Below are 22110 nucleotides of genomic sequence, written 5' to 3'. Positions count from 1 at the left end.
GCCGGGGGTGGATGACGCCGTAACGCTCGAAGCTCCACGCTTTCTCTGGATCGGACGCTCGGACGAACCTAATCCGGTGGCGGCCGTCGACGAAGCGGTCTCGGCCTTCGATGTGTCCGAGGTCTGTTTCGTGCTTGCGTTTCTTCCCTCGCACCTCGACGTGGACGAGACGGCGCAGGCCCTTTCCGCGCGCCTGCCCGGCCCGCCCGTCTATGGCTGCACCACCGCAGGCCAGATCACCGGAGAAGGATACGAGGATCACGCCCTCCTCCTCCTGGCTTTTCCCAAGGCCAACTTCCGATGCGCCTCCGCCCTGATCGACGACCTTGCCCCTCTCGAAGCGCCCCAGGTCGCGGCCCAGGCACAGCGGCTGGACGACAAGTTCCGGCACAGGATGGGGTGGAAGCGACTTGGCCTCGTGTTCTGCGACGGATTGAGCAAGCAGGAAGACCTGCTGATCTCGACCCTCGACGCGGTGCTCAAAGGCGTCCCGATCTTCGGCGGCTCGGCTGGCGACGGTTTCCGGTTCGAGAGGTCGTTCGTCCTGCACGACGGCCGCGCACACTCAAATGCCGCCGTTCTCGTCCTCGTCGAGACCAACCTCGAATTCCAGGGGATCGGCTTCGACCACTTTCTGCCGATGGGGCGCCAGATCGTCATTACCCGCGCTGACCCGGACGAGAGGCTTGTCTACGAGATCAATGGAGCTCCGGCGGCGCTGGAATACGCGCGGCTGGTCGGTTGTCCCGTCACACAGTTGTCGCCCGAAGTCTTCGCCGAGAACCCGATGCTTCTGCGGCACAACCAGAAGTTCTACGTCCGCGCCGTACGAGAGGTATCGGACAATCACGCGATGTCTTTCCTTGCTGCCATCGACGACGGACTAATCCTGACACTTGGCCGGGGGCGGGAGATCATCGAGACACTCGATGCGGGCCTCGACATCCAGAACGCGGGAGGCCACGTGCCAGATTTCGTGCTTGGGTTCGACTGCGCCCTCCGCAAGCTCGAGATCGAACAGAAGCAGCTTCACCGCAACGTCTCCCAGATCCTTCGCAAGCGTCGGGTTTTCGGCTTCAACACCTACGGCGAGCAACAGTCCGGCGTCCACATGAACCAGACCTTCGTGGGCGTCGCCTTCTTTGAGGCCCAGTCCAGGGAGCCTACTCCGTGAACGGTCTCGTCGACCCCGCCGAACCGATCGAGCTTCGTCTTGAGCGCCAGGAGAAAATCATCGACGCGCTGATCCGCCGCGCCGACCGCCATAATGACATCGGTCCGGCCGCCTTCCGCGCATTCCAGTCCGCCATCGAGCTTCAAGAGAGGATCGAGGCGCAGACCCGAGATCTGAAGCGGGCCGAGACCGAGCTTGCCAGCGTCCGCTTCGATCGCGAGCGTACACGCCAGGGTCTGGTCGAGGCTCTGTCGTCCATGGCAGAGGGGTTCGCCCTCTTCATGGACGACCGGCTGCATGTGACGAACGAATTCCTGTCGCAACTTCTTCCCGATCGCGCCGCCGATTTCGTACCTAACCTCGGCACCGACCGCTTCTTTGCGCTTATCGCGGAAAGCGAGGCCTTCGTCTCGTCTGACCGCAGCCTTCACGAGATCGGCACCCGCCTGCGTCGCAAGAAGGAAGCGCTTGCGCTGGTCATCGAGCTTAGGGACGACCGCTGGTTCCAGTTGAACGTGCAGAACACGCCCAGGGGCAGCATCGTCCTGCTCGTGACCGAGATAACCAAGCTCGTCCGGCAGAACCGGGTGGAGAAGGAAACCCTGATCGACCTTCAGGAAGATTACCTGCGCGCCGTGTTCGATAACATAGGCGCGGGTGCCTGCACCCTGTCAAAGTCCGGGCGCATACTTCTGGTGAACACACGTTTTTGCGACCTTCTCAACCTGCCGCCCGAAGACGTTGCACCCGGTGTCGATGCTGCACATCTGGTCGAGCTTCTGGAGCGGAACCACAGCGTCGACGGCGGCGAGGCGCCGCGCCCAAGCCTGTGGTGGAGTACGCTTCGGGCCGAGGGGGTCTTGAAACTGCGGCTTCGCCAGGCCGAGGAAAAGGTCCTCGACATTCACGCGAACCGGCTGCCCGACGGGGGCTACATCATCGAAGTCTCGGATGTCACCTTGTCCGTCCGGACCGCTGAGATGCTGGAAAAAAGGGTCCGCGAGCGGACGGCCGAGTTGCTCCAAGCCAACGAGAGGCTCAGCCGCGAATACCGCGAAAAGGCGCGGGTGGAGGACGAACTGCGTGTCGCGCGCGATCGCGCGGAGGCCGCCATCTCGTCGAAGACGAGGTTTCTCGCCGCGGCGAGCCACGACCTTCTTCAACCGATCAACGCCGCGCAGCTTCTGATCTCGACGCTCAAGGAAAGCACGCGTGACACCGCCTACTATCCTCTGGTGGAGCGGCTTTTCGGGGCCTTCGGATCGGCCGAGCAACTTCTGCGCTCGCTTCTCGACATCTCTCGCCTTGAAAGCGCCGATGCGAATGCCGTTTCGGTCGCGAACGTCAGCCTGGGCGCGCTTCTCGCCGGCATCCACGGCGACCAGGCCCTTCTCGCCGAGCAGAAGAACGTGCGGTTCGACGTCGTGTCCTGCAACGCGGTGGTGCGTTCGGACCCAGTGTACCTTCTGCGGTCGATCCAAAACCTGGTCGTCAACGCTATCCAGTACACCGAACCGGGCGGCCGTGTGCTGGTCGGTTGCAGACGACGCGGCGAGAAGGTCGAGGTGCAGGTCTGGGACACCGGCATCGGCGTAGCGCTTGGGGACCAGAAGCGCATCTTCGAAGAGTTCACGCGAGCGGGTGGCGTGCCGCTTGGGTCCGGCATGGGGCTGGGGTTGTCAGTGGTCGACCGAGCCTGTCGGCTTCTGGGGCACCAGCTTTCCGTCAGATCCAAGCCGGGCGTCGGCTCGATCTTCTCGATCACGCTCGACCGCGCAGATGGCGAGGCCGTTCCGGGCGAGCCTTTGGCGCGGCTGCCCGCTCCCGAGGACGTTGCCTTCGACCAGATCGTGCTGGTGGTCGAAAACGACGAGGATGTCCTTTTCGCCACGACAAAATGGCTGGAGCAGATGGGCGCCAGCGTCTTTGCCGCCCGAGACCGCGACGAGTCTCTGCGTTTCATCGAAGACATGGGAATGCCGCCTGACATCATCCTTGCCGACTACCAGTTGGACAACGGGCAGACGGGCGTTCAGGTCATCGCCGCGGTCCGTGAGGTGACGCGGACCCATGTGCCCGCCATCATCATCACCGCCGACCGAAGCGAGGCGGTTCTCGAGGCCGCAATTCCCGACGACGTGTCCGTGATGACGAAGCCGATCAAGCTCTCGCGCTTGCGGCAGCTCATGGACTGGAAGGTCAGGCTTGCGTCGACTGCCGCCGAGGCAAAGGCATCGATGCATACGAAGGTCGGCGATGACTCGGCTGGCCCGCTGACCAAGGATCGGACTCCGGAAAGAGGAGCCGCAGAATGAAGACCACCGTTTTCGCCGCGATCCTTGGCGTCGCGGCCTTTGCCCTTCCGCTTGGTGCGGAAACCATCGGGGCCGAGGAAAGCTATGACCTGCTATTCAGGAATGGAACTCTTGACGCTGTGGACCGAGACAGCGGTCTGGAGTATCGCCGCGAGGTGACAAGCGAACTTGTGCCAGAGGCCGAGGATCGCGACACGGGTGATATTCAGCTTGCCTTTCTAAAGACCGAACCTGCGGCGGTCGCACTTTCCCTGCACCAGGATGGCAAGGAGCGCGGCCTTGGAACCTTCCCCGCGAGCGTCGGCAATCCGATCATCATGTACTTCTACGAGACGACTGTGCGCGATATGGCCGAGGCGGCTGGTGGAAGTCCTCTCTACATCCGCAATCGCGTGAAGGATGCGCTGACCCAGCCAGCCGAGATCGAAAAGGGACGCGAAACCTTCGAGGGCCGCGAGATCGAGACGACCCGGATCACGCTCAGGCCTTTCGAGAACGACCCCAATCGCGAGCGGATGCAGGGTTTCGGCGACCTGACGCTCAGCGTGACGATGTCCGACGAGGTTCCGGGATGGTATCTGGGTCTCGAGGCATCCGTGCCGGGGGACGAGGCGCCCATCTACCACTCGACATTGACCTTCGACGGGGTGGTAGAGTGAGACGCCTTGCGATCCTCCTGGCGGTCCTGCCGTTCGCCGCTGCTGCACAAGACGAGGCCGCGCGACTGAACGACTACCCGACCTCCACGCGCGCCGACTATGTTTTCGCTTGCATGGCGAAGAACGGACAGACGCGAGAGATGCTGGAACGCTGCTCCTGCTCGATAGACGAAATCGCGTCGATCCTGCCCTATGACAAGTACGTGGAGGCCGAGACCGTCCTGTCGATGCGCCGTGTCGGGGGTGAGCGCATGGCGGTGTTCAATAGCTCTCCGGATGCAGAGCACCTCGTGGCCGACCTGCGGCGTGCCCAGGCCGAGTCGGAACTCGTCTGCTTCTGACGCCGTGACGTCAGGTGGCGGGACCCTTCGCCAGGACCTGTTCGAACGAGTTGCCCGCAGTGTCCGTCGCCTTCACCGTCAACGCCTCGGACCCGTTGTCGATGTACGCGAACCTGAAGACGGGGTTCTCGGAGATCGAAATACCGCCATCCATGGCCCAGAGCATGTCGTCGCCCTGCCAGACTTCGAGGTGGTCGATGAAGTGCGCCGGTATGAACAACTGGGTGATCTGGTCGCGCTGAAGGCCTGAGTAGTTCGGGTGGCGGACCATGATCTGAGCTTCGCGCAGCACGTTCGACTGAAGTGGCGCGTCCATTGCGCCAAAGAGCCGGAGCTTCATCTCGCCCATGGATGCGAGGACGCTTTCCGGATCGCGCGACGCCGGCGCAGAACATCCGCCCGAAGCCTTGACGAACCGGCCCGTCATCGAAAGGCCGTCTTCAGTCTCGGTGATCACGCGGACGTTGGAATACTGGTTTACTCGCAGACGCATCTCGAACGACAGCTCTCCCATGCCGTCGCCGAAGGTGAATACACCGGCGACCGGCGCGGGGTTTTCGTCAACAACGACGGTTGCAGCCGTGATGCGGACATCGGGGTCCGTCTGGGTTAGCACGACCGGGACCGTGGCCGCGTCGGCAGCGCGCGAAGGCGCTTCGACGGACAGGATGTCGCTTCCCTCGGACAGGTCGGCATCGCCTACGACATCGAACCGCAGGTCCTCCCAGGTCGGGCTGTCCGTCAGCGGATTCTGAACGGCGGTCTCGGCAAACGCGCCGCTTGAAACAAGCAGCACGGCGGCAGCCATCGACATTGTTCTCAGGCGCATAACGGTGTCCTCCCGCAGCGATGCACGGCGTGGATCATGCCACAACCCGCGCCGGAGGTATATCTGGACCTCAGTCGCAGGTGGGCGCACGCTTCCGTGAGGTTTGGTCGGAGGGTCGGGACATGTTTGAAGCCGTCGTGACGCTGTGTCTCGGGCTTGCCAACGCGGAGTGTGCGGACCGCCTGCTTCCTGGATATGAGGCCGCCACCCTCGAGGGATGCGACGCGGCACTTCAGGCCCGGACGCCTTCGATCCCCGGGGGTGCTGACGGGTCACCGCGCTGCGTGCCCTCCGGACCGACGCTTTCGATCCTCGAGGTCGCGCCCGGCGTCTTTGTCCATGTGGGGCTCATCGAGGAACCATCGCCGGGAAACGACGGCGATGTCTCGAACTCCGGCTTCGTCGTGGGGCGCGACAGCGTTGCCGTCATCGACGCTGGCGGCTCGCGCCTCGCGGGGGAAGGGCTGTGGCGCGCCGTTCGGGCCGAGACAGATCTGCCCGTCTCGCATGTCCTCCTTACACATATGCATCCTGACCACATCTTCGGGGCCAGCGTCTTCACCGAAGCGGGGGCCGAGGTCGTGGGCCATGCCGATTTGCCGCGCGCGCTCGCGGACCGGGCTTCGACCTACGTGACGAGTTTCGAGAGGCTGGTGGGCTCTTCATTCGCAGGAAGCGCCATCCCGAAAGTCTCCGTCACCATAGCGGATCCTACCGAGATAGACCTTGGTGACCGGACCCTTATCGTTGAACCTTGGCCGGTCGCGCACACAGGCACCGATATGACTGTTTTCGACCGCGCGACCGGCGTGATGTTCCTGGGCGATCTTCTCTTCGACGAGCATACGCCCTCCCTTGATGGCAGTCTGAAAGGTTGGAAAGGTGTGCTGACGGACCTGACGTTTCGTGAGCTTGAGGTCGTCGTTCCCGGCCACGGTGCGGCGAGTTTGGACTGGCCGGAAGGTGCCGCAAACCTGGAAAGGTATCTGTCGGTGCTGGAGTCGGACACCCGTGACGCTATCGAACGAGGCGACCGGATTGGAGACGCCATTCAAACCATCGCGGCCGACGAAGCGACGAGATGGAGCCTCTTCGACGCATACAACCCGCGCAATGCCACCGTCGCCTGGACCGAACTGGAATGGGAGTAGGCTAGTCGACGACGTGCTCCGCCAGAAGCTGTGCGATGCCGAACAGGCGGCGCTCGATAAGCTGTGGTGTCTCGCAGAGGTAGGTAATCGATTTCTGACGGTCGCTATAGATTAGCTGATCCCAATCCAGCTTCTCCTCCAACTCGTCGACACGGTCGAAATCTGGCTCGTCTGCGGCCATCTGCGTGTCCATCTCGCTTCGCGTGTTTTCGATACTTTTGGCCAGAGCAATCTGGCTAAGCGAGAAATCGGCGATTCCCTTGATGATTCTCGTGCGGCGCGTGTCGAGACCCTTGAACGCCCGCTGGAACACCCGGCCCATGACCTCGGGGTCTCCGCTATATCTTTCGGCAAAAGCCTGAACCTCGGGCCGTAGGCTTTCGAGGTCGCTCCGTCGCAGCGTCAGTCGTTCAGCCATCAGGTCAACCGCGGCACTCTCTTCTTTGCTGGCAGGGGTTTCGGGCAGGGGATGCGACCACATCAGGGCAGGCGAAAGCGTCTCGACCTTGCGCTGGATGCAGGGCCAGGTGGGATCGGCATAGTCCGCAGCATCGGCTGTCATGGCGAAAAGGTTGAGGAGGCCCGCAATCGCGACCGTCAGAAGAGCCGTGTTCCGCTTCATGGTTCCCTCCTTTTCGATATGCGCCCTTGCACCCTTTCGGTCCTGATCGGCAGCGCCAATACACACCATCGTATCAATTGTTCAGGGTGTGAGCTGCTTCTTATATTCTAAGAAACCCCGGACACAGGGGGGCGACGATATGGGAGGAGACCGATGAGAACGCGTGCCGCCGTGGCTGTACAGGCTGGAAAGCCGCTCGAGATCATGGAGGTCAACCTCGATGGCCCGAGAGCCGGAGAGGTTCTTGTCGAGATCAAGGCGACCGGCATCTGCCACACCGACGAGTTCACGCTATCCGGTGCCGATCCTGAAGGCATGTTTCCGGCGATTCTCGGTCACGAGGGTGCTGGCGTCGTCATTGAGGTGGGCGAGGGCGTCACCAGTCTGAAAAAGGGCGACCATGTCATTCCGCTCTACACGCCAGAGTGCCGTGAGTGCGAATACTGTCTCAATCCCAAGACGAACCTCTGCCAGGCGATCCGCTCCACCCAAGGTCAGGGCCTGATGCCCGACGGGACGTCGAGGTTCTCGACGCTCGATGGCGACCCGATCCTGCACTACATGGGTTGCTCGACGTTCTCGAACCATACGGTGCTGCCCGAGATCGCGTTGGCGAAGGTCCGCGAGGACGCGCCCTTCGACAAGATTTGCTACATCGGCTGCGGCGTGACGACCGGGATCGGTGCCGTCATCAATACAGCGAAGGTCGAGATCGGATCGCGCGCCGTCGTCTTCGGTCTGGGCGGTATCGGCCTGAACGTCATCCAGGGTCTGCGCCTTGCCGGGGCGGACCAGATCGTCGGCGTCGATCTGAACAACGACAAGAAGACAATGGCCGAGCGATTCGGCATGACCGACTTCGTCAACCCGTCCGAGGTTGAGGGCGATCTCGTGCCGTATCTCGTGAACCTGACCAAGGGCGGCGCGGACTACACCTTCGACGCGACCGGAAACGTCAAGGTGATGCGGACCGCGCTTGAGTGCGCTCACAAGGGCTGGGGTGAGAGCATCATCATCGGCGTGGCTCCTGCCGGCGCCGAGATCTCGACCCGTCCCTTCCAGCTCGTGACCGGCCGCACATGGCGGGGCACTGCGTTCGGAGGCGCACGCGGGCGAACCGACGTTCCGAAGATCGTGGACTGGTACATGGACGGGAAGATCGAGATCGACCCGATGATCACCCACACCCTCTCGCTGGACGACATCAACAAGGGATTCGACCTCATGCATGCGGGCGAATCCATCCGCTCGGTGGTGGTGTATTGATCCGATGAACCTGGAACGCATCTCGGAAAATCGAAGCTTCGGCGGGGTTCAAGGCGTCTACAGCCATGACTCTGCCGTATGCGGCGGGAAGATGACGTTCGGGGCCTATCTGCCGCCTCAGGCCGAGGATGGTCCGGTCCCGGTACTTTGGTACCTGTCGGGTCTGACCTGTACGCATGAGAACGCGATGACCAAGGGAGGTTTCCAGGAGACCGCGGCACATCACGGGATCGCTGTCATATTTCCCGATACTTCGCCCCGCGGCGAGGGTGTCGCGGACGACGATGCCTACGATCTGGGCAAGGGCGCGGGTTTCTATGTGAACGCGACCGAGGCTCCGTGGTCGGCGCATTATCAGATGTACGACTACGTCGTGAAGGAATTGCGCGGTGTAGTGGAGGAGAACCTGCCCGTGAACGACCGTCACGGGATTACGGGTCATTCCATGGGCGGACACGGGGCCATCACGATCGCCTTGCGCAACCCCGACAGCTACCATTCGCTGTCTGCCTTCGCGCCGATCGCGCATCCGACGCAATCCGACTGGGGCCGCAAGCAACTTGGCGCCTATCTCGGGAACGACGAGAGTGTCTGGGCCGAGCACGACTCGACGCTGCTTCTGGAAGAATACGGCTGGAAGGGCGAGATTCTCGTCGATCAGGGGGCATCCGATCAATTCCTCGACTTGCTCAAGCCTGAGGCTCTGGCAGGCATGATGGCGAAGCGCCGCCAACCGGGCGAGTTCCGGATGCAGCGCGGATATGACCATTCCTATTTTTTCGTTAATAGCTTTGCTGCCGATCACGTCGCTTTTCATGCGGCGAATCTCTCATGAGTCGAAAAGGAACCTTCCAATGCGTAACAAATTGATCGTCAGCCTCGCCCTCGCCTGCCTCCCCTTTGCCGCCGCCGCTCAGGACGCCGTCCCCGGTGATGCCGCTGCCGGAGAAAAGGTGTTCAGGAAATGCCAGGCCTGCCATGCCGTGGGTGCCGACGCCGCCAACAAGACCGGTCCGGAGCTGAATGGGATCGTCGGCCGCGTCATCGCGAGCGAGCCGGACTTTTCATACTCGGACGCACTTACGGCACTCGGCGCCGATGGCACCGTCTGGACGCCCGAGACGCTGGCGCAGTTCATCGAGAAACCCAAGGATTTTGCTCCGGGCACGAAGATGTCTTTCGCGGGCCTCCGCAAGGAAGAGGAACGCACGAACGTGATCGCGTATCTCGCGACCTTCCCGGCTGAGGGAAGCTAAGCGGGGACGAGAAGGGCCGACCGTCCCGCACACGGGGACAGTCGGCATATTATCGCTCCCGGTCGAGGAGGACCGGGCGTGCAACGACGGCGCTGCGCGTCGTATTTTGGGAGGACTTGGAATGAAAGTGCGTACGCTTTTGACCTCCGGGGTCGCGCTTTGCCTGGTGGCATCAGCCGCCTTGGCGAACGATGACCTTGTGACCCAGATGGAGAACCCCGCTCAGTGGGCGATCCAGACGGGCGACTACAAGAACCAGCGCTATTCGGCCCTGGACAAGATCAACAAGGAGAACGTCGGCGACCTGCAGGTGGCATGGACCTGGGCGTTCTTCGTGGTCACGAAGGCTCGCCGCTGGTGATCGGCGACACGATGTATGTTCATACCCCGTTTCCGAACATCGTCTACGCGCTCGATCTGGCCAACGATGGCAAGATCAAGTGGAAGTACGAGCCGAAGCAGGACCCGAACGTCATCCCGGTGATGTGCTGCGATACCGTCAACCGCGGTGTCGCCTATGCTGAAGGCAAGATCTTCCTTCACCAGGCCGATACGAAGGTCGTCGCACTCGACGCCGAGACCGGCGAAGTGGTGTGGGAAGTCGTGAACGGCGATCCCTCCAAGGGCGAGACCAACACCGCGACGGTTCTGCCGATCAAGGACAAGGTCATCGCCGGCATCTCGGGCGGCGAATTCGGCGTCCGCGGTTCGGTGACGGCGTACAACATGGAAACAGGCGAGCAGGAGTGGCGTGCTTATTCCATGGGTCCGGACTCCGACATCCTTGTCGATCCTGCGACGACGACCCATCTGGGCGAGCCGGTCGGCGAGAACTCGGGCACGAATACCTGGGAAGGCGATCAGTGGATGATCGGCGGCGGCACCACCTGGGGCTGGTATTCTGCCGACCTCGACGAGAACCTGTTCTACTACGGCACCGGCAACCCCTCGACCTGGAACCCGGCGCAGCGTCCGGGCGACAACCGCTGGTCCATGACGGTCATGGCACGCGACATCGACACCGGCATGGCCAAGTGGTTCTACCAGATGACGCCCCACGACGAGTGGGACTATGACGGGATCAACGAGATGATCCTGTCGGAGCAGGCCATCGACGGAACCGAGCGCAAGCTTCTCACCCACTTCGACCGTAACGGCTTCGGCTATACGCTCGACCGAGTGACGGGCGAACTACTCGTGGCCGAAAAGTACGACCCGGTCGTCAACTGGGCAACGGAAGTGGTGATGGATCCGTCGTCGGATCAGTACGGCCGACCGCAGGTGGTCGCGCAGTACTCGACCGAGCAGAACGGCGAGGACGTGAACTCGACCGGCATCTGCCCGGCTGCTCTCGGCTCCAAGGACCAGCAGCCGGCAGCCTATTCGCCGGATACCCAGCTGTTCTACGTGCCCACGAACCACGTCTGCATGGACTACGAGCCGTTCCAGGTCAGCTATACCGCTGGACAGCCCTACGTCGGTGCGACGCTGGCGATGTACCCCGCGCCGGACAGCCATGGCGGCATGGGTAATTTCATCGCCTGGGACAACATCGCTGGCGAGATCAAGTGGTCGATTCCCGAGCAGTTCTCGGTATGGTCGGGCGCTCTGGCCACCGCAGGCGGCGTCGTCTTCTACGGTACGCTGGAAGGTTACCTGAAGGCCGTCGACGCCGAGACGGGCGAAGAACTCTACAGGTTCAAGACCCCCTCGGGCATCATCGGCAACGTGATGACCTACGAGCGCGACGGCGAGCAGTACATCGGCATCCTGTCGGGCGTCGGTGGCTGGGCTGGTATCGGCCTCGCGGCCGGTCTGACCAACCCGAACGACGGCCTGGGCGCCGTGGGCGGCTACGCCGCTCTCAGCGACTACACCGCGCTCGGTGGCCAGCTGACCGTGTTCAAGCTCCCCAACTGAACCGGGCCTGAGACAAGACACGGGGCTGGCGCATTCGTCGCGCCAGCCCCCCTTCGTCAGATAAGGAAAAACCGGAGATGAGTAAGATGAGGCTCTTGTTGGCCGCGGGAATCGCGCTGACGCTCGGGCAGTCCGCCGTCGCGCAGGAAGAAATCACCGATACCGCCGCCGATTACGAAGAAGGCGGACGCTGGTACACGCAGCACGGCATTCCGACGTTCAAGGTCGAAGAGGATGGAACGGTCGATTTCGCGACGTTTTCAGGCTTCCGCCGCTATAACGCCGAATGCTTCCAGTGCCACGGGCCGGACGGAGCCGGCGGCTCTTATGCCCCTGCGCTTCAGGAGTCGGTCATGCGGCTCGACTACTACGAGTTCCAGGACATCGTCGTGAACGGCAAGCAGGAGGTGAACGCAGCGCAGAACCTCGTGATGCCCGCGCTTGGCCAGAACCCGAACGTGATGTGCTACCTCGACGATATCTACACCTACCTCAGAGCCCGTGGCACCGATACCGTCGGTCGCGGCCGGCCGGCAAAGAAGCAGGATAAGCCCGAGGCATTCTCCGAGGCTGAAGATGCTTGCATGGGAAGTTAAGCTGACCCGCGCGGCGCTCGTATCGCTCCTTCTGGCATCGCTGGCGGGGATGGCTTCTGCGCAGACATCGGACCTCGTGTCCCAGACTGCGCTGCGCGTCTGCGCTGACCCCGCCAACCTTCCGATGTCCGACGACAAGGAGGGAGGCTATGAAAACGAGCTGGCCGAATTCTTCGCCGACAAGCTGGGCATACCCGTCCAGTACACGTGGTACCCGATGGCAACGGGGTTCATCCGCAATACCCTGAACGCCAAGAAGTGCGACGTCGTCATCGGTTATGCGCAGGGCGAGGAGTTGGTGCTCAACACCAACCACTACCTCACCTCTGCCTATGCCCTGATCGTTCCGAAAGATGGACCCCTTGCCAACGTCGACACGCTTTCGGATGCGGCCCTGAAGTCGGTCAAGATAGGGATCATCGCTGGAACGCCGCCCTCGGCGCACATGGCGCACAACGGGCTTATGAAGGCCGCAAAGCCATATAACCTCGTGGTCGACCGACGTTATGAAAGTCCGGCAATCAACATGCTGGACGACCTCAAGGCGGGCACCATCGACGCCGCCATTCTCTGGGGTCCGCTCGGCGGGCCACTGGTCAAGTCGTCCTATCCCGGGATGAAGGTCACGCCGCTCGTCAAGGAAGAGCTTCCGCCGCGTCTGTTCTTCCGGATCACGATGGGAGTCCGTCAGGGCGAGAAGGTCTGGCAGCGCGAGCTGAATTCCCTCATCCGTCGGCATCAGGACGAGATCAATGCAATCCTGGTCGAGGCGGGTGTGCCTCTGGTGAACGACCTGGGAACCGAGGTCGTGGACCTCGGACAATGATGAAGGTCCTCGCCGCTCTTCTCGCATTGACGGGAGCGGCGGGGGCGCAGGTGGCCGAGCCCGACGATTATCGGATGGACGAGTACCGCGCGCCCGTCCCCTCTACATTGACGGGCGGAACGGTCGTAGGTCCGGAGGAGGCGCACGACCTCTGGGAGGACGGAGAGGCCTTCTTCATCGACGTCCTGCCTCAGGCGCCCAAACCCGACAACCTCCCCGCCGGCACGATATGGCGCGACAAGCCACGCGACTCGATTCCCGGCGCGATCTGGCTTCCGAACGTCGGATACGGAGCCATCGCGGAGGTGACCGCCCATTACTTTCGGCGCGGTCTCGAAGAGGGGACGGGCGGCGACTTGGCACATCCCGTAGTCTTCTTCTGCCTGGAGGATTGCTGGATGAGTTGGAACGCCGCCAGACGCGCGATCGCGTGGGGTTACTCCTCGGTCTACTGGCTGCCCGAGGGCACGGACGGCTGGGCACTCTGGGACTATCCGGTGGAGCGGATAACGCCCGAAGAGCCGCAGCCGTAGCTTTTCAGTAGCCTGTCAGGTCCTTGTGCGCCTCGGTGACGGTGCCTTCGGTATCGGTCATCGTGACATCGACGGACTGGCTTCCCGACGGGATTGACAGCGAGACCTGTGGATTCTCGGACAGCGAGATAGAGCCGGTCATGTCGACGTATTCGCCTCCCTCAAGGTCGATGCCCAGGGACTCGATGTAGCGCATCGGCGTGAAGAGAAGCGTGATCTGATCCATCTGCATCCCCGAGTGCTGCGGATGGTCGATGGCCACGTCCAGCGTGTTGAGGCGCTCGGCAAGGCTTGCGAGCCTCATCTCACCAGGCGGAAGAGGGGTGCGTTCCGCCAGGGCGATCTCCATTTCGCCAAGGGTCAGAAGCGCGATGTCCGGGTCGACGCCCGGAGGCGCCGCGCAGGCGCCCTGTCCCGTCGTCTTGACGAAGCTTTCGGCTACGAACAGGCGTCCGTCGCTGGTGCGGGCCACGACGTGAAGAGGTGTCGGCCCGTTCACTCGCATCGTCACATCGAAATAGAAACGCGGGATCGGCTCGGCGAACCGGAACACGGCCGAAACCGGCATCGGGTTCTCGTCGAGCACCACGGTCACTTCCTCGACGGTCGTGCCCGAGGGTGCAACGACATGGGCCGCCATCTGAGCGCGGGAGTCGTCTGGCGTCCGGTATGGCGCATCGATGGCGATGATGCCGGTTGCGGCCAGAAGCATCTGATCGCCGTAAAGCGCGGCGCTGATGTCGTCCCAGCTTTCGCCCGCCAGGGTTGGCGTTGCCGCACAGGCTGCGGCGGCGATCAGGGCAAGTCTCATCTATTGTCTCCTCCAGTGAGGAATGTGCCGAAGGCACGGGGTCCGTCGCAAGTGTCGTATGTAGCAGAGATTGCCAGCGTCGAGGCATCGACGACCATCAGCGTGTTGTCGAACCAGTTCACCAGAGCGACCGAAGACCCGCCAGATGTCGTGTCTATCCCTTCGGGATACTCTCCCGTGTCGATTTCATCGACTGGCGACAGATTGTCGAGTGACAGGACGCTCAGGCTATTGCCGTACTGGTTCGTGACAAAGATGCGATCCCTGGAGAAGGCGATGCCATAAGGGCGTTCGCCGACCGGAAAGGTATCGGTAACCTTTCGGCTCTCCGGGTCGATCACGCTGACATCGTTCGTACCCACGTTGGCCACGAAGAGCCGTCCATCCGGCGCAAAGCGAAGGCCGTAAGGGCGAAGGCCGACCGCGACAGTACCAACTGGGTCGAGGCTCTCAGCATCGAAGATGGACACCTGGTCGGAGTCCTTGTCTGCGGAGGCAAGGAAGCGGCCGCTGTCCGACAGTGCAAGTCCCGCTGGCGAGGCTCCGACCGGCAATTCTGCCGTCGGCTTCAGCGACATGGCGTCCAGCACCCAAATTCGCGATGCGAACCAGTCCGAGACGAAGATGCGCCCACGGGAAAGGTCGGCGGCGATCCCCGTTGGTCCCCCATCCAGCTTCACAGAGGCGAGCATTTCTCCCGTCAACGCATCGAGCCGGCGGACCGTCTTGCCTTCGGGGGGACACGATATAAACCTCCGCGCCATCCCTGCCGATCGCGATGCCGGCCGGTTTGCCGGGCATGCTCCAAGTCGCGCGCGTCTCTCCGGTGTCGAGATTGATGACGACGACCTCTTCGCCGTTCTGACAGGTGACATAGGCTGTGTCCGCCGCCGCCGTGGAACACAGGGCAAGCAGGCAAGCGACCATTACCAGGTCAGGACGCCGGCGCACCGAAGCGTTCGACAAGGGCGTCCAAACCGGCCTGATACACGCCGGTCACCGCAGCGATCGCGGCCTCGTCGTTCAGGTTCTCGGGCGGATCGTTGTTGGGGTAGCCGCGGTAAAACGCCCCGCGCCATTCCACGACGGAGCCGCCGCCGTCTCGCGGCTTGACCGTCAGGTGAGACGAGTAGTTCGTCACCGGCAGCACGTCGACCGACACGTTCTCGATGCGATAGGAATATGTCATCTTGTCGGCGTCGTACTTGAAGAGCACTTCGTCGATGCTGCCGCCGCCCTCCTGGCCAAGCGTCAGCCTGCGGGTCGCGTCGATCTGGTTTCCATTCTCGCCTTCGGTCGAGAAGACGGCCGGATGCCAGCTCATTTCCTGGAAATCACCTATCACGGTCCAGACCTCTTCGGGGTTGGCCGCGACTTCGGCTTCCAGGGTCACCTTTTGCCGTGTCGGTCCGTGTGCCAAGGCCAGCGTCGGCGCGACGGCGGCTCCGACCGCCGATCCCAGAAAGGCGCGTCTTTTCATGGATCCTCCTCCTCGGGCGACCCGCCGCATGCGGCAGCCTCCCGTTCTTAAAAAATAAGAGTCGAGGGGAATGATGGAGCGACTAAGCTTATGAAACAACTCGGCCAAAAGTAGCGGTTACAGACGCCGCGCGTTGGCGTGAGGATCGATCCTGAAGGCCTGATGAGGGAGAGAGATGCCGTTTCGTATCGCGCAGATCGTTTGCTTGGCAGTGTCGATGCTCGTCCTCGCCGGAGAGCCCGCACAAGCCATAGACGTCCGCGCGGCCGTTCTGCGTGTCGACTACCAGGTCCCCTTGCCGATCTCACGCTTCGATCTCAGACCCGACGACTTGGGCGTCGCCGGCGGTCTGCTTGCAGACGAGGACAACAATACGACCGGAACCTTCCTGGGGCACACCTACGCCACGACGACGCGTGCGGCGACACCGGAGACCGCGGACGCCGCGATGGACGAAATCCTGGCCGAGGGCCTTCGCTACATCGTCGTCATCGCGCGGATGGACGATCTGCTTCGGCTGACCGACAAGGCGGCCGAGGCCGGCGCGATGGTGTTCAACGCCGAGGCTGCGGACATGCCCCTGCGCGACGACCAATGCAGGGCGAACCTTCTGCACACCGCGACAAGCTATCAGCAGCAGGCCGATGCGGTGATCCAGTTCGCCGTCTGGAAGAAATGGACGCGCCTCGTCCTCATCGCGGGGTCGAACACGCCCGACGTGGCGCTGGCCGATGCCTATCGCAAAGCGGCGCGGAAGTTCGGGGCCGACATCGTCGAAGAGCGGATCTTCGAGGACATCGGCGGCACCCGGCGCACCGACTCGGGCCATGTTCTGGTGCAACGACAATTGCCCGTATTCATGCAGGATCTGCCCGAGCACGACGTGGTCATCGCCGCCGACGCCAGTGACTATTTCGCACCCTACCTGACCTATCACCTCTGGACCCCGCGTCCGGTCATGGGTTCCGCCGGTCTGAGGCCGGTGCAGATGCACGGCGGGCACGAGGCTTTCGGAGCCACTCAGCTTCAGAACCGGTTCGAGAAAATCGCCGTCCGCTACATGAAGGACGAGGACTACAACACCTGGATTGCGCTTCGTGCCCTGGGTGAGGCCGTCACCCGCACGCAATCGGACGACGTGACCACGGTAATCGATTTCCTTCTATCGGATGCCTTTGAACTGGCGGGCTTCAAAGGCCACCAGGTCAACTTCCGCGACTGGAACGGGCAAATGCGGCAGGAGGTGATCCTCTTCGACGACCGCATCACGGTAAGCGTCAGCCCGCAGGAGGGCTTCCTTCATCGAACCGCCCTTCAGGACACGCTTGGCCTCGACCGCCCAGAATCCGCCTGTACGGCCCTCGGACAAGGATGACCCAATGACCTATGCCTCTCTGCCCTTCCTCCTCCTCGGTGTGGTCTTCGCATCGCCCGCCCTTGCGGGGAAGGCTTTCGTGACGAACGAACGCGGAAACACCGTCTCGGTCATCGATACCGAAACGTGGGAGGTGACAGAGGAATTCTTCGGCGGAAATCGCCCGCGAGGAATCACGGTCAGTCCGGACGGCAAGCACCTTTATGTCTGCGCGTCAGACGACAACCTGGTGCGCGTCTTCGACACGGAAACCTATGCGGAACTTCCGAGTCTGCCCTCTGGACCCGACCCTGAACTCTTCATTCTCGAGCCGTCCGGTCACCGTCTCTACATTGCGAACGAAGACGACAACCTGGTGACCGTCACGGACACCCAGAGCCGCACCGTGATCGCCGAGGTGCCCGTCGGCGTCGAGCCCGAGGGCATGGGGATGAGCCCTGATGCAAAGTGGGTCGTCAACACGTCCGAGACGACGAACATGGCGCACTTCATCTCGACCGACGATTACCAGATCAAGCACAACGTGCTCGTCGACCAGCGGCCGCGCTATGCCCAGTACACCGCCGACGGATCACGGCTGTTCGTCACCTCCGAGATCGGAGGAACGGTGTCGGTGATGGATATTGACGAGACCGGCACGCCCACGCTTGTCGACAAGATTTCTTTCGAAGTGCCCGGGGTCCTGCCCGAGTGGCTCCAGCCGGTCGGGGCCAAGGTGACGTCGGACGGCAAGACGCTTTTCGTGGCACTCGGTCCGGCGAACCGAGTGGCGGTGGTCGACGCTGAAAGCCTCGAGGTGCGAGATTACATCCTCGTCGGTCAGCGCGTGTGGCAACTGGCCTTCACGCCGGACGAGAAATTCCTGCTCACTACGAATGGCAACTCGAACGACATCACCGTGATCGACGTCGCAGCCGAAGAGGCGGTGCGCTCGATCCAGGTGGGCGACCAGCCTTGGGGCGTGGTCGTCATCGAATGAATAGGGAGACACCCATGACGCGTATCCTCGCCCTTTGTTTGACGCTCTGCGCCGGGCTGCCTGCCTCCGCCACCCCGTTGTGCGACGACTTCGGCTTTGCGGGGCTTCTGGCGGCCTGCAACAGGGGCGAGACCATCACGCTGACGCTGGCGTCCGGACAGCCTCTGGGGGAGGACGTGACGCTTCAGTCGGGAGCCTACTACACGCTCGAGATCGTCGCTGACGGTTCTGCCGAGCTTGCCGTCGAGGGGCCGGGGTTCTTTCGCGCCATCTGGATGAATGAGATCGTCATCAACCAGATCGAGGTGCGTCCCATGGCGATTGACTCGATCGAGTTCGACACGGCGGGAACGGCCGAGCTTTCGTTCATCGCCATCAAACCCGGCACTCATGTCCTGCGCATTCCCGGGTCCACCGGCGAAACGCAACAGATCAAGATCAGCATCCAGTGAAGAAATTCCGCATGATCAAGCTCATTCCGACCGCACTCGCGACGCTCCTTCTCACCGGACCGGCTTTTGCGGCCGCGCATGCCATCGACGAAGCCACGGTGGCGGCGATCGAGGCGAAGCTGGCCGAGATGAAGTGCCAGATGGACCCCGCCGATATCGAGATGGAAGACGGCGGTTACGAACTGGACGACGTGATCTGCGAAGGCGGACAGCAGATGGACATCGAGTTGGACGCAGACCTGAACGAGGTCGATCGCCGTCTGGAGTGAGACGGGATCGGAACAGAAGAAGAGACATCCGCCGGTAGCTGCGACGCTGCCCGGCGAAAACCCTGGGAGGATGAAAGTGAAACTTCTGGCATTGGCTTCCGCGCTTCTCGCGCTTGCGCTGCCTGCCTCGGCCCAAGACTTGCCGACGGTCAGGCTCGCCACTCTTGAGATCGGAACGGTGAACTGGGAACTCGCGACGATCACCGAAAACGGATTTGACGAGGCGAACGGCTTCAACCTCGACATCACGAGCTACGCCGACAACGACGCCACCCGGATCGCGGTGGAAGGCGGCGAGGCCGACGTGGCGGTCGCAGACTGGATTTGGGTCGCGCGCCAGCGCGCGGCGGGCAAGGACTATGTCTTCGTTCCCTACTCGACGGCGGTCGGATCGCTTCTGGTGCCGGGCGACAGCACGGCTGAAAGCCTCGCCGACCTCAGGGGTGGCAAGATTGGCATCGCCGGTGGTCCTCTCGACAAGTCCTGGCTGATCCTTCGTGCCTATGCGCAGAAGGAGTATGGATTCGACCTCGCCGCCGAGACCGAGCAGGTCTACGGTGCGCCGCCGTTGATCTTCAAATCGGGTCTGGGAGGCGATTATGAGGGCGTCGTCAACTTCTGGCACTTCCTCGCCAAGATGAAGGCCGCAGGAATGAAGGAGCTTGTCTCGGTCGAGACGGCCGGCGAAGCGCTTGGCCTGAACACCGATACTCCGCTTCTGGGTTACTACTTCAAGGAAAGCTTTCTCGAGGAGAACCCGGGCATCGCGCAGGCGCTCTTCGACGCCAGCCGCGACGCGAAGGAGCTACTTGCCAGCTCAGACGAGGCGTGGGAGGCGATCCGCCCTCAGATGAACGCCAACGACGACGCGCAATTCCAGCAGCTCAAGACCGACTTCCTTTCGGGGGTGCCCGAGCGCGGTCCCGTCGACATCGAGGCGGCCGGAAAGATGCTGTCGCTCATGGCGGAACTCGGTGGCGAGGAACTCGTCGGCGAGGCGTCGTCCGTTCCAGACGGTCTTTTCGCGGATGTGAAGTAGGCGATCAATGCGGGGGCAGGGGTTCACCACTGTCGTTTCCATGACGGGGCTGCTGGCACTCTGGGTGCTGGCGTCCTTTCTCACGGCCGACCCGGAAATCCTGCCCCAGCCCTGGCTGCTTCTGCCCGACTTCGCGAAGGCGATCGGATCGGGCGAACTGTTGTTCCACCTGGGGGCCACTCTCTACCGGGTGGTCTGGGCCTTCGCCCTGTCCATGGGCATCGGCATCGCTCTCGGCCTGGCCATGGGACGGTTTCCGGCGTTCAACCAGTGGTTCGACCCCTGGCTGGTGATCTTCCTGAACCTGCCTGCGCTGGTGTTGATTGTCCTGTGCTACTTGTGGATCGGGCTCAACGAAACCGCCGCGATCCTTGCCGTGACGCTTAACAAAATACCGAATGTGACGACGGTGATCCGGGAGGGCACGCGCGCGCTCGACCCGCAACTCGATGCGATGGCGCGGGTCTATCGGCTGTCGTGGTTCGAGAGGATGCACCACATCGTCCTGCCGCAACTTGCGCCCTTCATCGCGGCTTCGGCGCGAACCGGGGTCGCAGTCATCTGGAAGATCGTGCTGGTCGTCGAGTTTCTTGGCCGGTCATCCGGCATCGGCTTCAAGATCCACCTGTATTTCCAGCTCTTCAACGTCTCGATGGTGCTGGTCTACGCGTTCTCGTTCATCGCAATCATGCTCTTGATCGAATGGGCCGTCCTCCAGCCGTGGGAGCGCCGCGTGACGCGTTGGCGGACCGCATGATCCGCATTGACCTGAACTCGAAGAGGTTCGGTGACACTCCGGTTCTTGGGCCGATCTCGTTCACCATCGCGCCGGGTGAGACGGTGGCCCTTGTCGGACCTTCTGGGATCGGGAAGTCCACGCTTCTGCGGATCGTGGCTGGCATCGACCGGAAGATCGACGGACGGATCGTCCGTCCGGACGGTCTGGCCATGGTGTTTCAGGAACCGACCTTGCTGCCGTGGCGATCCGCCATCGACAACTTGCGGGCAGTCCATCCCGGACTTTCGCGCGAAACGGCGAGCGAGGCTCTGTCACAGGTCGGGTTGGCAGGGAAGGAGGCGATGTTCCCGGGCCAACTCTCCCTCGGCCAGCAGCGCCGTCTTGCCCTGGCCCGCGCGTTTTGCGGCGATCCAGAGCTTCTGGTGATGGACGAGCCCTTCGTGTCGCTGGACGCCGAGACGGCTGAGACAATGCTGGCGCTGACCGAGACGCTGATCGCGCACCACCGCCCCTCTACGCTTTTCGTCACCCATTCGCGCGCCGAAGCCGTGAGGCTGGCGCAGCGCATCCTGACGCTGGAGCCGGGGCCGCAGGGCGCCGTGCTCGGGCCGGAGCAGATACGGCAGGTTCGAACAGGGACGAGCCGACCGACAGGCGTCGTCACGGCTTTCCCCAAACCCTGAGCACCTGCGCATTTTCTGCGAAGGCAAGACGCAATGATTCCGCCCGGCAGACTCAACCCGGACGCGATTTTGCCTCAGGGTGAGGTTAGCTTGTGAGTTATGAGTACCAGTATTGCGGAAGTATTCCGCACCCGTCAGGCGCTTCGCGATCTCGACGAAGCGACACGCATCCATCGCGATGCCGTGCTCCGTCTCGGAACAACCGGGGCCGAGCGAGAAGACATTGCCGCCATCGTCGAGGATGGTGGCCGGATTCTGCTTCCCGACCGTCAGCGGGCGTACCATCAGCTTTTGCTGTCTGCGGCTCTGCCGGAAGATGACTTTCCCGCCTTCATCGCCGCCACCGCCATTCTTCTCACCGACCGGATTTCGGAAGGCGGCGGGACGGACGACCTCTATTGGAACTGGGAGGCGTTCCGCGACCATTACCGTCTCGCCGATCCGCCAGTCCGCGCGGCGCTGATGAACGGCTTCCGGCTGAGCGGCGACAAGGGACGTGTGATCCTGGGCGATGGACCGACGCAGGACGAATGCCTTACGCGCGGCGATGACGACGTGCTTTCGATCGTGTCGGGCGCTGGTCTCCGGGCTCTTGCGCAGGCCATCGCCGAAGACGTGCCGCCCGACGAAGCCGGGGCGCTTTGGCAGGACGCGGCGACGCTTCCCTTGTCTTGGCAGGCTGTCGCGGGGTTCCGCTATCTCTATGAGCGTGCGGGGTCGATGAATCCTCCCGACGCGCACCAGGCGCCGCTGATCCCCTGGACGTAGTGCGCGCGATCCACCGGCCATGGACAA

The 22110-nt window shown here is 62.6% G+C and carries 24 protein-coding genes and 1 pseudogene; 20 read left to right on the top strand and 5 right to left on the bottom strand.

The genetic code is table 11. The features are described from left to right. Window positions 1–7: 7 nt before the first annotated feature. Genes EF888_RS19440 through EF888_RS19425 form a run of 4 tightly spaced genes read left to right on the top strand, consistent with a single transcriptional unit; the run spans window position 8 to window position 4489 of the window. Window positions 8–1174, top strand: coding sequence for an FIST N-terminal domain-containing protein (locus EF888_RS19440; protein WP_241239746.1), 1167 nt, complete (start codon window positions 8–10; stop codon window positions 1172–1174). Further along, window positions 1171–3489, top strand: coding sequence for a hybrid sensor histidine kinase/response regulator (locus EF888_RS19435; RefSeq protein ID WP_241239745.1), 2319 nt, complete (start codon window positions 1171–1173; stop codon window positions 3487–3489). The genes EF888_RS19440 and EF888_RS19435 overlap by 4 nt, the downstream gene beginning before the upstream one ends. Next, complete coding sequence (locus EF888_RS19430) at window positions 3486–4148, top strand: hypothetical protein (protein WP_109760482.1); 663 nt, start codon at window positions 3486–3488, stop codon at window positions 4146–4148. Before EF888_RS19435 ends, EF888_RS19430 begins: the two co-directional genes overlap by 4 nt. After that, window positions 4145–4489 (top strand): hypothetical protein, encoded by a 345-nt coding sequence (locus EF888_RS19425; protein ID WP_109760483.1) that lies wholly within the window; start codon window positions 4145–4147, stop codon window positions 4487–4489. The genes EF888_RS19430 and EF888_RS19425 overlap by 4 nt, the downstream gene beginning before the upstream one ends. 10 nt (window positions 4490–4499) lie before the next feature. Here EF888_RS19425 and EF888_RS19420 read toward each other — a convergent pair whose 3' ends face one another. Then, window positions 4500–5318: a quinoprotein dehydrogenase-associated SoxYZ-like carrier gene (locus EF888_RS19420; protein ID WP_109760484.1), complete on the bottom strand. Its 819-nt coding sequence runs from the start codon at window positions 5316–5318 to the stop codon at window positions 4500–4502. Window positions 5319–5440: 122 nt separating this feature from the next. Here EF888_RS19420 and EF888_RS19415 point away from each other — a divergent pair, with 122 nt between their 5' ends. Further along, window positions 5441–6469 carry a quinoprotein relay system zinc metallohydrolase 2 gene (locus EF888_RS19415; RefSeq protein ID WP_109760485.1) on the top strand — a complete coding sequence of 343 codons (1029 nt, stop codon included), beginning with the start codon at window positions 5441–5443 and terminating at the stop codon, window positions 6467–6469. Window position 6470: 1 nt separating this feature from the next. Here EF888_RS19415 and EF888_RS19410 read toward each other — a convergent pair whose 3' ends face one another. Further along, window positions 6471–7091: a hypothetical protein gene (locus tag EF888_RS19410; protein ID WP_241239744.1), complete on the bottom strand. Its 621-nt coding sequence runs from the start codon at window positions 7089–7091 to the stop codon at window positions 6471–6473. Window positions 7092–7244: 153 nt separating this feature from the next. Between EF888_RS19410 and EF888_RS19405 the strand changes: the two genes are divergently transcribed. The 7 genes and pseudogenes from EF888_RS19405 (at window position 7245) to EF888_RS19375 (ending at window position 13488) form a co-directional block, all read left to right on the top strand. Continuing rightward, window positions 7245–8357, top strand: coding sequence for an S-(hydroxymethyl)glutathione dehydrogenase/class III alcohol dehydrogenase (locus tag EF888_RS19405; RefSeq protein WP_109760486.1), 1113 nt, complete (start codon window positions 7245–7247; stop codon window positions 8355–8357). A 10-nt stretch (window positions 8358–8367) separates the two neighbouring features. Then, window positions 8368–9192, top strand: a complete 825-nt coding sequence (gene fghA / locus EF888_RS19400) for an S-formylglutathione hydrolase (RefSeq protein WP_109760506.1) — start codon at window positions 8368–8370, stop codon at window positions 9190–9192. Between the two features lie 19 nt (window positions 9193–9211). Then, window positions 9212–9613: a c-type cytochrome gene (locus tag EF888_RS19395; protein ID WP_109760487.1), complete on the top strand. Its 402-nt coding sequence runs from the start codon at window positions 9212–9214 to the stop codon at window positions 9611–9613. 121 nt (window positions 9614–9734) lie between these two features. After that, window positions 9735–11533, top strand: a pseudogene (locus tag EF888_RS19390) (methanol/ethanol family PQQ-dependent dehydrogenase). A gap of 77 nt (window positions 11534–11610) precedes the next feature. Further along, complete coding sequence (locus tag EF888_RS19385; RefSeq protein WP_109760488.1) at window positions 11611–12129, top strand: c-type cytochrome, methanol metabolism-related; 519 nt, start codon at window positions 11611–11613, stop codon at window positions 12127–12129. Further along, a complete protein-coding gene (locus tag EF888_RS19380; RefSeq protein WP_109760489.1) occupies window positions 12110–12955 on the top strand; it encodes a substrate-binding domain-containing protein in 846 nt (281 codons plus the stop codon). The genes EF888_RS19385 and EF888_RS19380 overlap by 20 nt, the downstream gene beginning before the upstream one ends. Then, window positions 12952–13488, top strand: a complete 537-nt coding sequence (locus EF888_RS19375) for a PQQ-dependent catabolism-associated CXXCW motif protein (RefSeq protein WP_109760490.1) — start codon at window positions 12952–12954, stop codon at window positions 13486–13488. The genes EF888_RS19380 and EF888_RS19375 overlap by 4 nt, the downstream gene beginning before the upstream one ends. A gap of 4 nt (window positions 13489–13492) precedes the next feature. Here EF888_RS19375 and EF888_RS19370 read toward each other — a convergent pair whose 3' ends face one another. The 3 genes from EF888_RS19370 to EF888_RS19360 all read right to left on the bottom strand — a co-directional run bounded on the left by EF888_RS19370 (window position 13493) and on the right by EF888_RS19360 (window position 15779). Continuing rightward, a complete protein-coding gene (locus tag EF888_RS19370) occupies window positions 13493–14299 on the bottom strand; it encodes a quinoprotein dehydrogenase-associated SoxYZ-like carrier (RefSeq protein ID WP_109760491.1) in 807 nt (268 codons plus the stop codon). Beyond that, window positions 14296–14991 (bottom strand): YncE family protein, encoded by a 696-nt coding sequence (locus tag EF888_RS19365; RefSeq protein WP_241239743.1) that lies wholly within the window; start codon window positions 14989–14991, stop codon window positions 14296–14298. Before EF888_RS19365 ends, EF888_RS19370 begins: the two co-directional genes overlap by 4 nt. 242 nt (window positions 14992–15233) lie before the next feature. Then, the gene (locus EF888_RS19360; protein WP_109760492.1) at window positions 15234–15779 is read right to left on the bottom strand and encodes an SRPBCC family protein; all 546 of its coding nucleotides are present in this window, start codon (window positions 15777–15779) and stop codon (window positions 15234–15236) included. Window positions 15780–15954: 175 nt separating this feature from the next. Between EF888_RS19360 and EF888_RS19355 the strand changes: the two genes are divergently transcribed. From EF888_RS19355 to EF888_RS19320, 8 genes are all read left to right on the top strand, one after another. Continuing rightward, the gene (locus EF888_RS19355) at window positions 15955–17154 is read left to right on the top strand and encodes an ABC transporter substrate-binding protein (protein WP_109760493.1); all 1200 of its coding nucleotides are present in this window, start codon (window positions 15955–15957) and stop codon (window positions 17152–17154) included. A 4-nt stretch (window positions 17155–17158) separates the two neighbouring features. Next, window positions 17159–18133, top strand: coding sequence for a YVTN family beta-propeller repeat protein (locus tag EF888_RS19350; protein ID WP_109760494.1), 975 nt, complete (start codon window positions 17159–17161; stop codon window positions 18131–18133). 14 nt (window positions 18134–18147) lie between these two features. Then, complete coding sequence (locus EF888_RS19345; RefSeq protein WP_109760495.1) at window positions 18148–18585, top strand: cupredoxin domain-containing protein; 438 nt, start codon at window positions 18148–18150, stop codon at window positions 18583–18585. An 11-nt stretch (window positions 18586–18596) separates the two neighbouring features. Next, window positions 18597–18854: a PepSY domain-containing protein gene (locus EF888_RS19340; protein WP_109760507.1), complete on the top strand. Its 258-nt coding sequence runs from the start codon at window positions 18597–18599 to the stop codon at window positions 18852–18854. A gap of 70 nt (window positions 18855–18924) precedes the next feature. Beyond that, complete coding sequence (locus tag EF888_RS19335) at window positions 18925–19893, top strand: ABC transporter substrate-binding protein (protein WP_109761267.1); 969 nt, start codon at window positions 18925–18927, stop codon at window positions 19891–19893. A gap of 40 nt (window positions 19894–19933) precedes the next feature. After that, entirely contained in the window at window positions 19934–20650 is a 717-nt protein-coding gene (locus EF888_RS19330; RefSeq protein WP_420902645.1) for an ABC transporter permease, read from the top strand. Continuing rightward, window positions 20647–21315: an ABC transporter ATP-binding protein gene (locus EF888_RS19325; RefSeq protein WP_109761265.1), complete on the top strand. Its 669-nt coding sequence runs from the start codon at window positions 20647–20649 to the stop codon at window positions 21313–21315. The genes EF888_RS19330 and EF888_RS19325 overlap by 4 nt, the downstream gene beginning before the upstream one ends. A gap of 99 nt (window positions 21316–21414) precedes the next feature. Beyond that, window positions 21415–22083 carry a hypothetical protein gene (locus EF888_RS19320; protein WP_126918613.1) on the top strand — a complete coding sequence of 223 codons (669 nt, stop codon included), beginning with the start codon at window positions 21415–21417 and terminating at the stop codon, window positions 22081–22083. Window positions 22084–22110: the final 27 nt, after the last annotated feature.

Origin of the sequence: Silicimonas algicola, assembly GCF_003970735.1 — a bacterium.
Classification (GTDB): Bacteria; Pseudomonadota; Alphaproteobacteria; order Rhodobacterales; family Rhodobacteraceae; genus Silicimonas; species Silicimonas algicola.
Note: the sequence above shows the minus strand (reverse complement) of the source record. Positions and strands in the feature narration are given on the sequence as shown.

Coding starts and splice junctions, on each gene's coding strand:
- EF888_RS19325 (WP_109761265.1), top strand. CDS start 20,647: ATGATCCGCATTGACCTGAACTCGAAGAGGTTCGGTGACACTCCGGTT.
- EF888_RS19370 (WP_109760491.1), bottom strand. CDS start 14,299: ATGAGACTTGCCCTGATCGCCGCCGCAGCCTGTGCGGCAACGCCAACC.
- EF888_RS19405 (WP_109760486.1), top strand. CDS start 7,245: ATGAGAACGCGTGCCGCCGTGGCTGTACAGGCTGGAAAGCCGCTCGAG.
- EF888_RS19410 (WP_241239744.1), bottom strand. CDS start 7,091: ATGAAGCGGAACACGGCTCTTCTGACGGTCGCGATTGCGGGCCTCCTC.
- EF888_RS19380 (WP_109760489.1), top strand. CDS start 12,110: ATGCTTGCATGGGAAGTTAAGCTGACCCGCGCGGCGCTCGTATCGCTC.
- EF888_RS19330 (WP_420902645.1), top strand. CDS start 19,934: ATGACGGGGCTGCTGGCACTCTGGGTGCTGGCGTCCTTTCTCACGGCC.
- EF888_RS19375 (WP_109760490.1), top strand. CDS start 12,952: ATGATGAAGGTCCTCGCCGCTCTTCTCGCATTGACGGGAGCGGCGGGG.
- EF888_RS19335 (WP_109761267.1), top strand. CDS start 18,925: ATGAAAGTGAAACTTCTGGCATTGGCTTCCGCGCTTCTCGCGCTTGCG.
- EF888_RS19340 (WP_109760507.1), top strand. CDS start 18,597: ATGATCAAGCTCATTCCGACCGCACTCGCGACGCTCCTTCTCACCGGA.
- EF888_RS19385 (WP_109760488.1), top strand. CDS start 11,611: ATGAGTAAGATGAGGCTCTTGTTGGCCGCGGGAATCGCGCTGACGCTC.
- EF888_RS19360 (WP_109760492.1), bottom strand. CDS start 15,779: ATGAAAAGACGCGCCTTTCTGGGATCGGCGGTCGGAGCCGCCGTCGCG.
- EF888_RS19345 (WP_109760495.1), top strand. CDS start 18,148: ATGACGCGTATCCTCGCCCTTTGTTTGACGCTCTGCGCCGGGCTGCCT.
- EF888_RS19320 (WP_126918613.1), top strand. CDS start 21,415: ATGAGTACCAGTATTGCGGAAGTATTCCGCACCCGTCAGGCGCTTCGC.
- EF888_RS19350 (WP_109760494.1), top strand. CDS start 17,159: ATGACCTATGCCTCTCTGCCCTTCCTCCTCCTCGGTGTGGTCTTCGCA.
- EF888_RS19355 (WP_109760493.1), top strand. CDS start 15,955: ATGCCGTTTCGTATCGCGCAGATCGTTTGCTTGGCAGTGTCGATGCTC.
- EF888_RS19430 (WP_109760482.1), top strand. CDS start 3,486: ATGAAGACCACCGTTTTCGCCGCGATCCTTGGCGTCGCGGCCTTTGCC.
- EF888_RS19420 (WP_109760484.1), bottom strand. CDS start 5,318: ATGCGCCTGAGAACAATGTCGATGGCTGCCGCCGTGCTGCTTGTTTCA.
- EF888_RS19365 (WP_241239743.1), bottom strand. CDS start 14,991: ATGCTCGCCTCTGTGAAGCTGGATGGGGGACCAACGGGGATCGCCGCC.
- EF888_RS19395 (WP_109760487.1), top strand. CDS start 9,212: ATGCGTAACAAATTGATCGTCAGCCTCGCCCTCGCCTGCCTCCCCTTT.
- EF888_RS19415 (WP_109760485.1), top strand. CDS start 5,441: ATGTTTGAAGCCGTCGTGACGCTGTGTCTCGGGCTTGCCAACGCGGAG.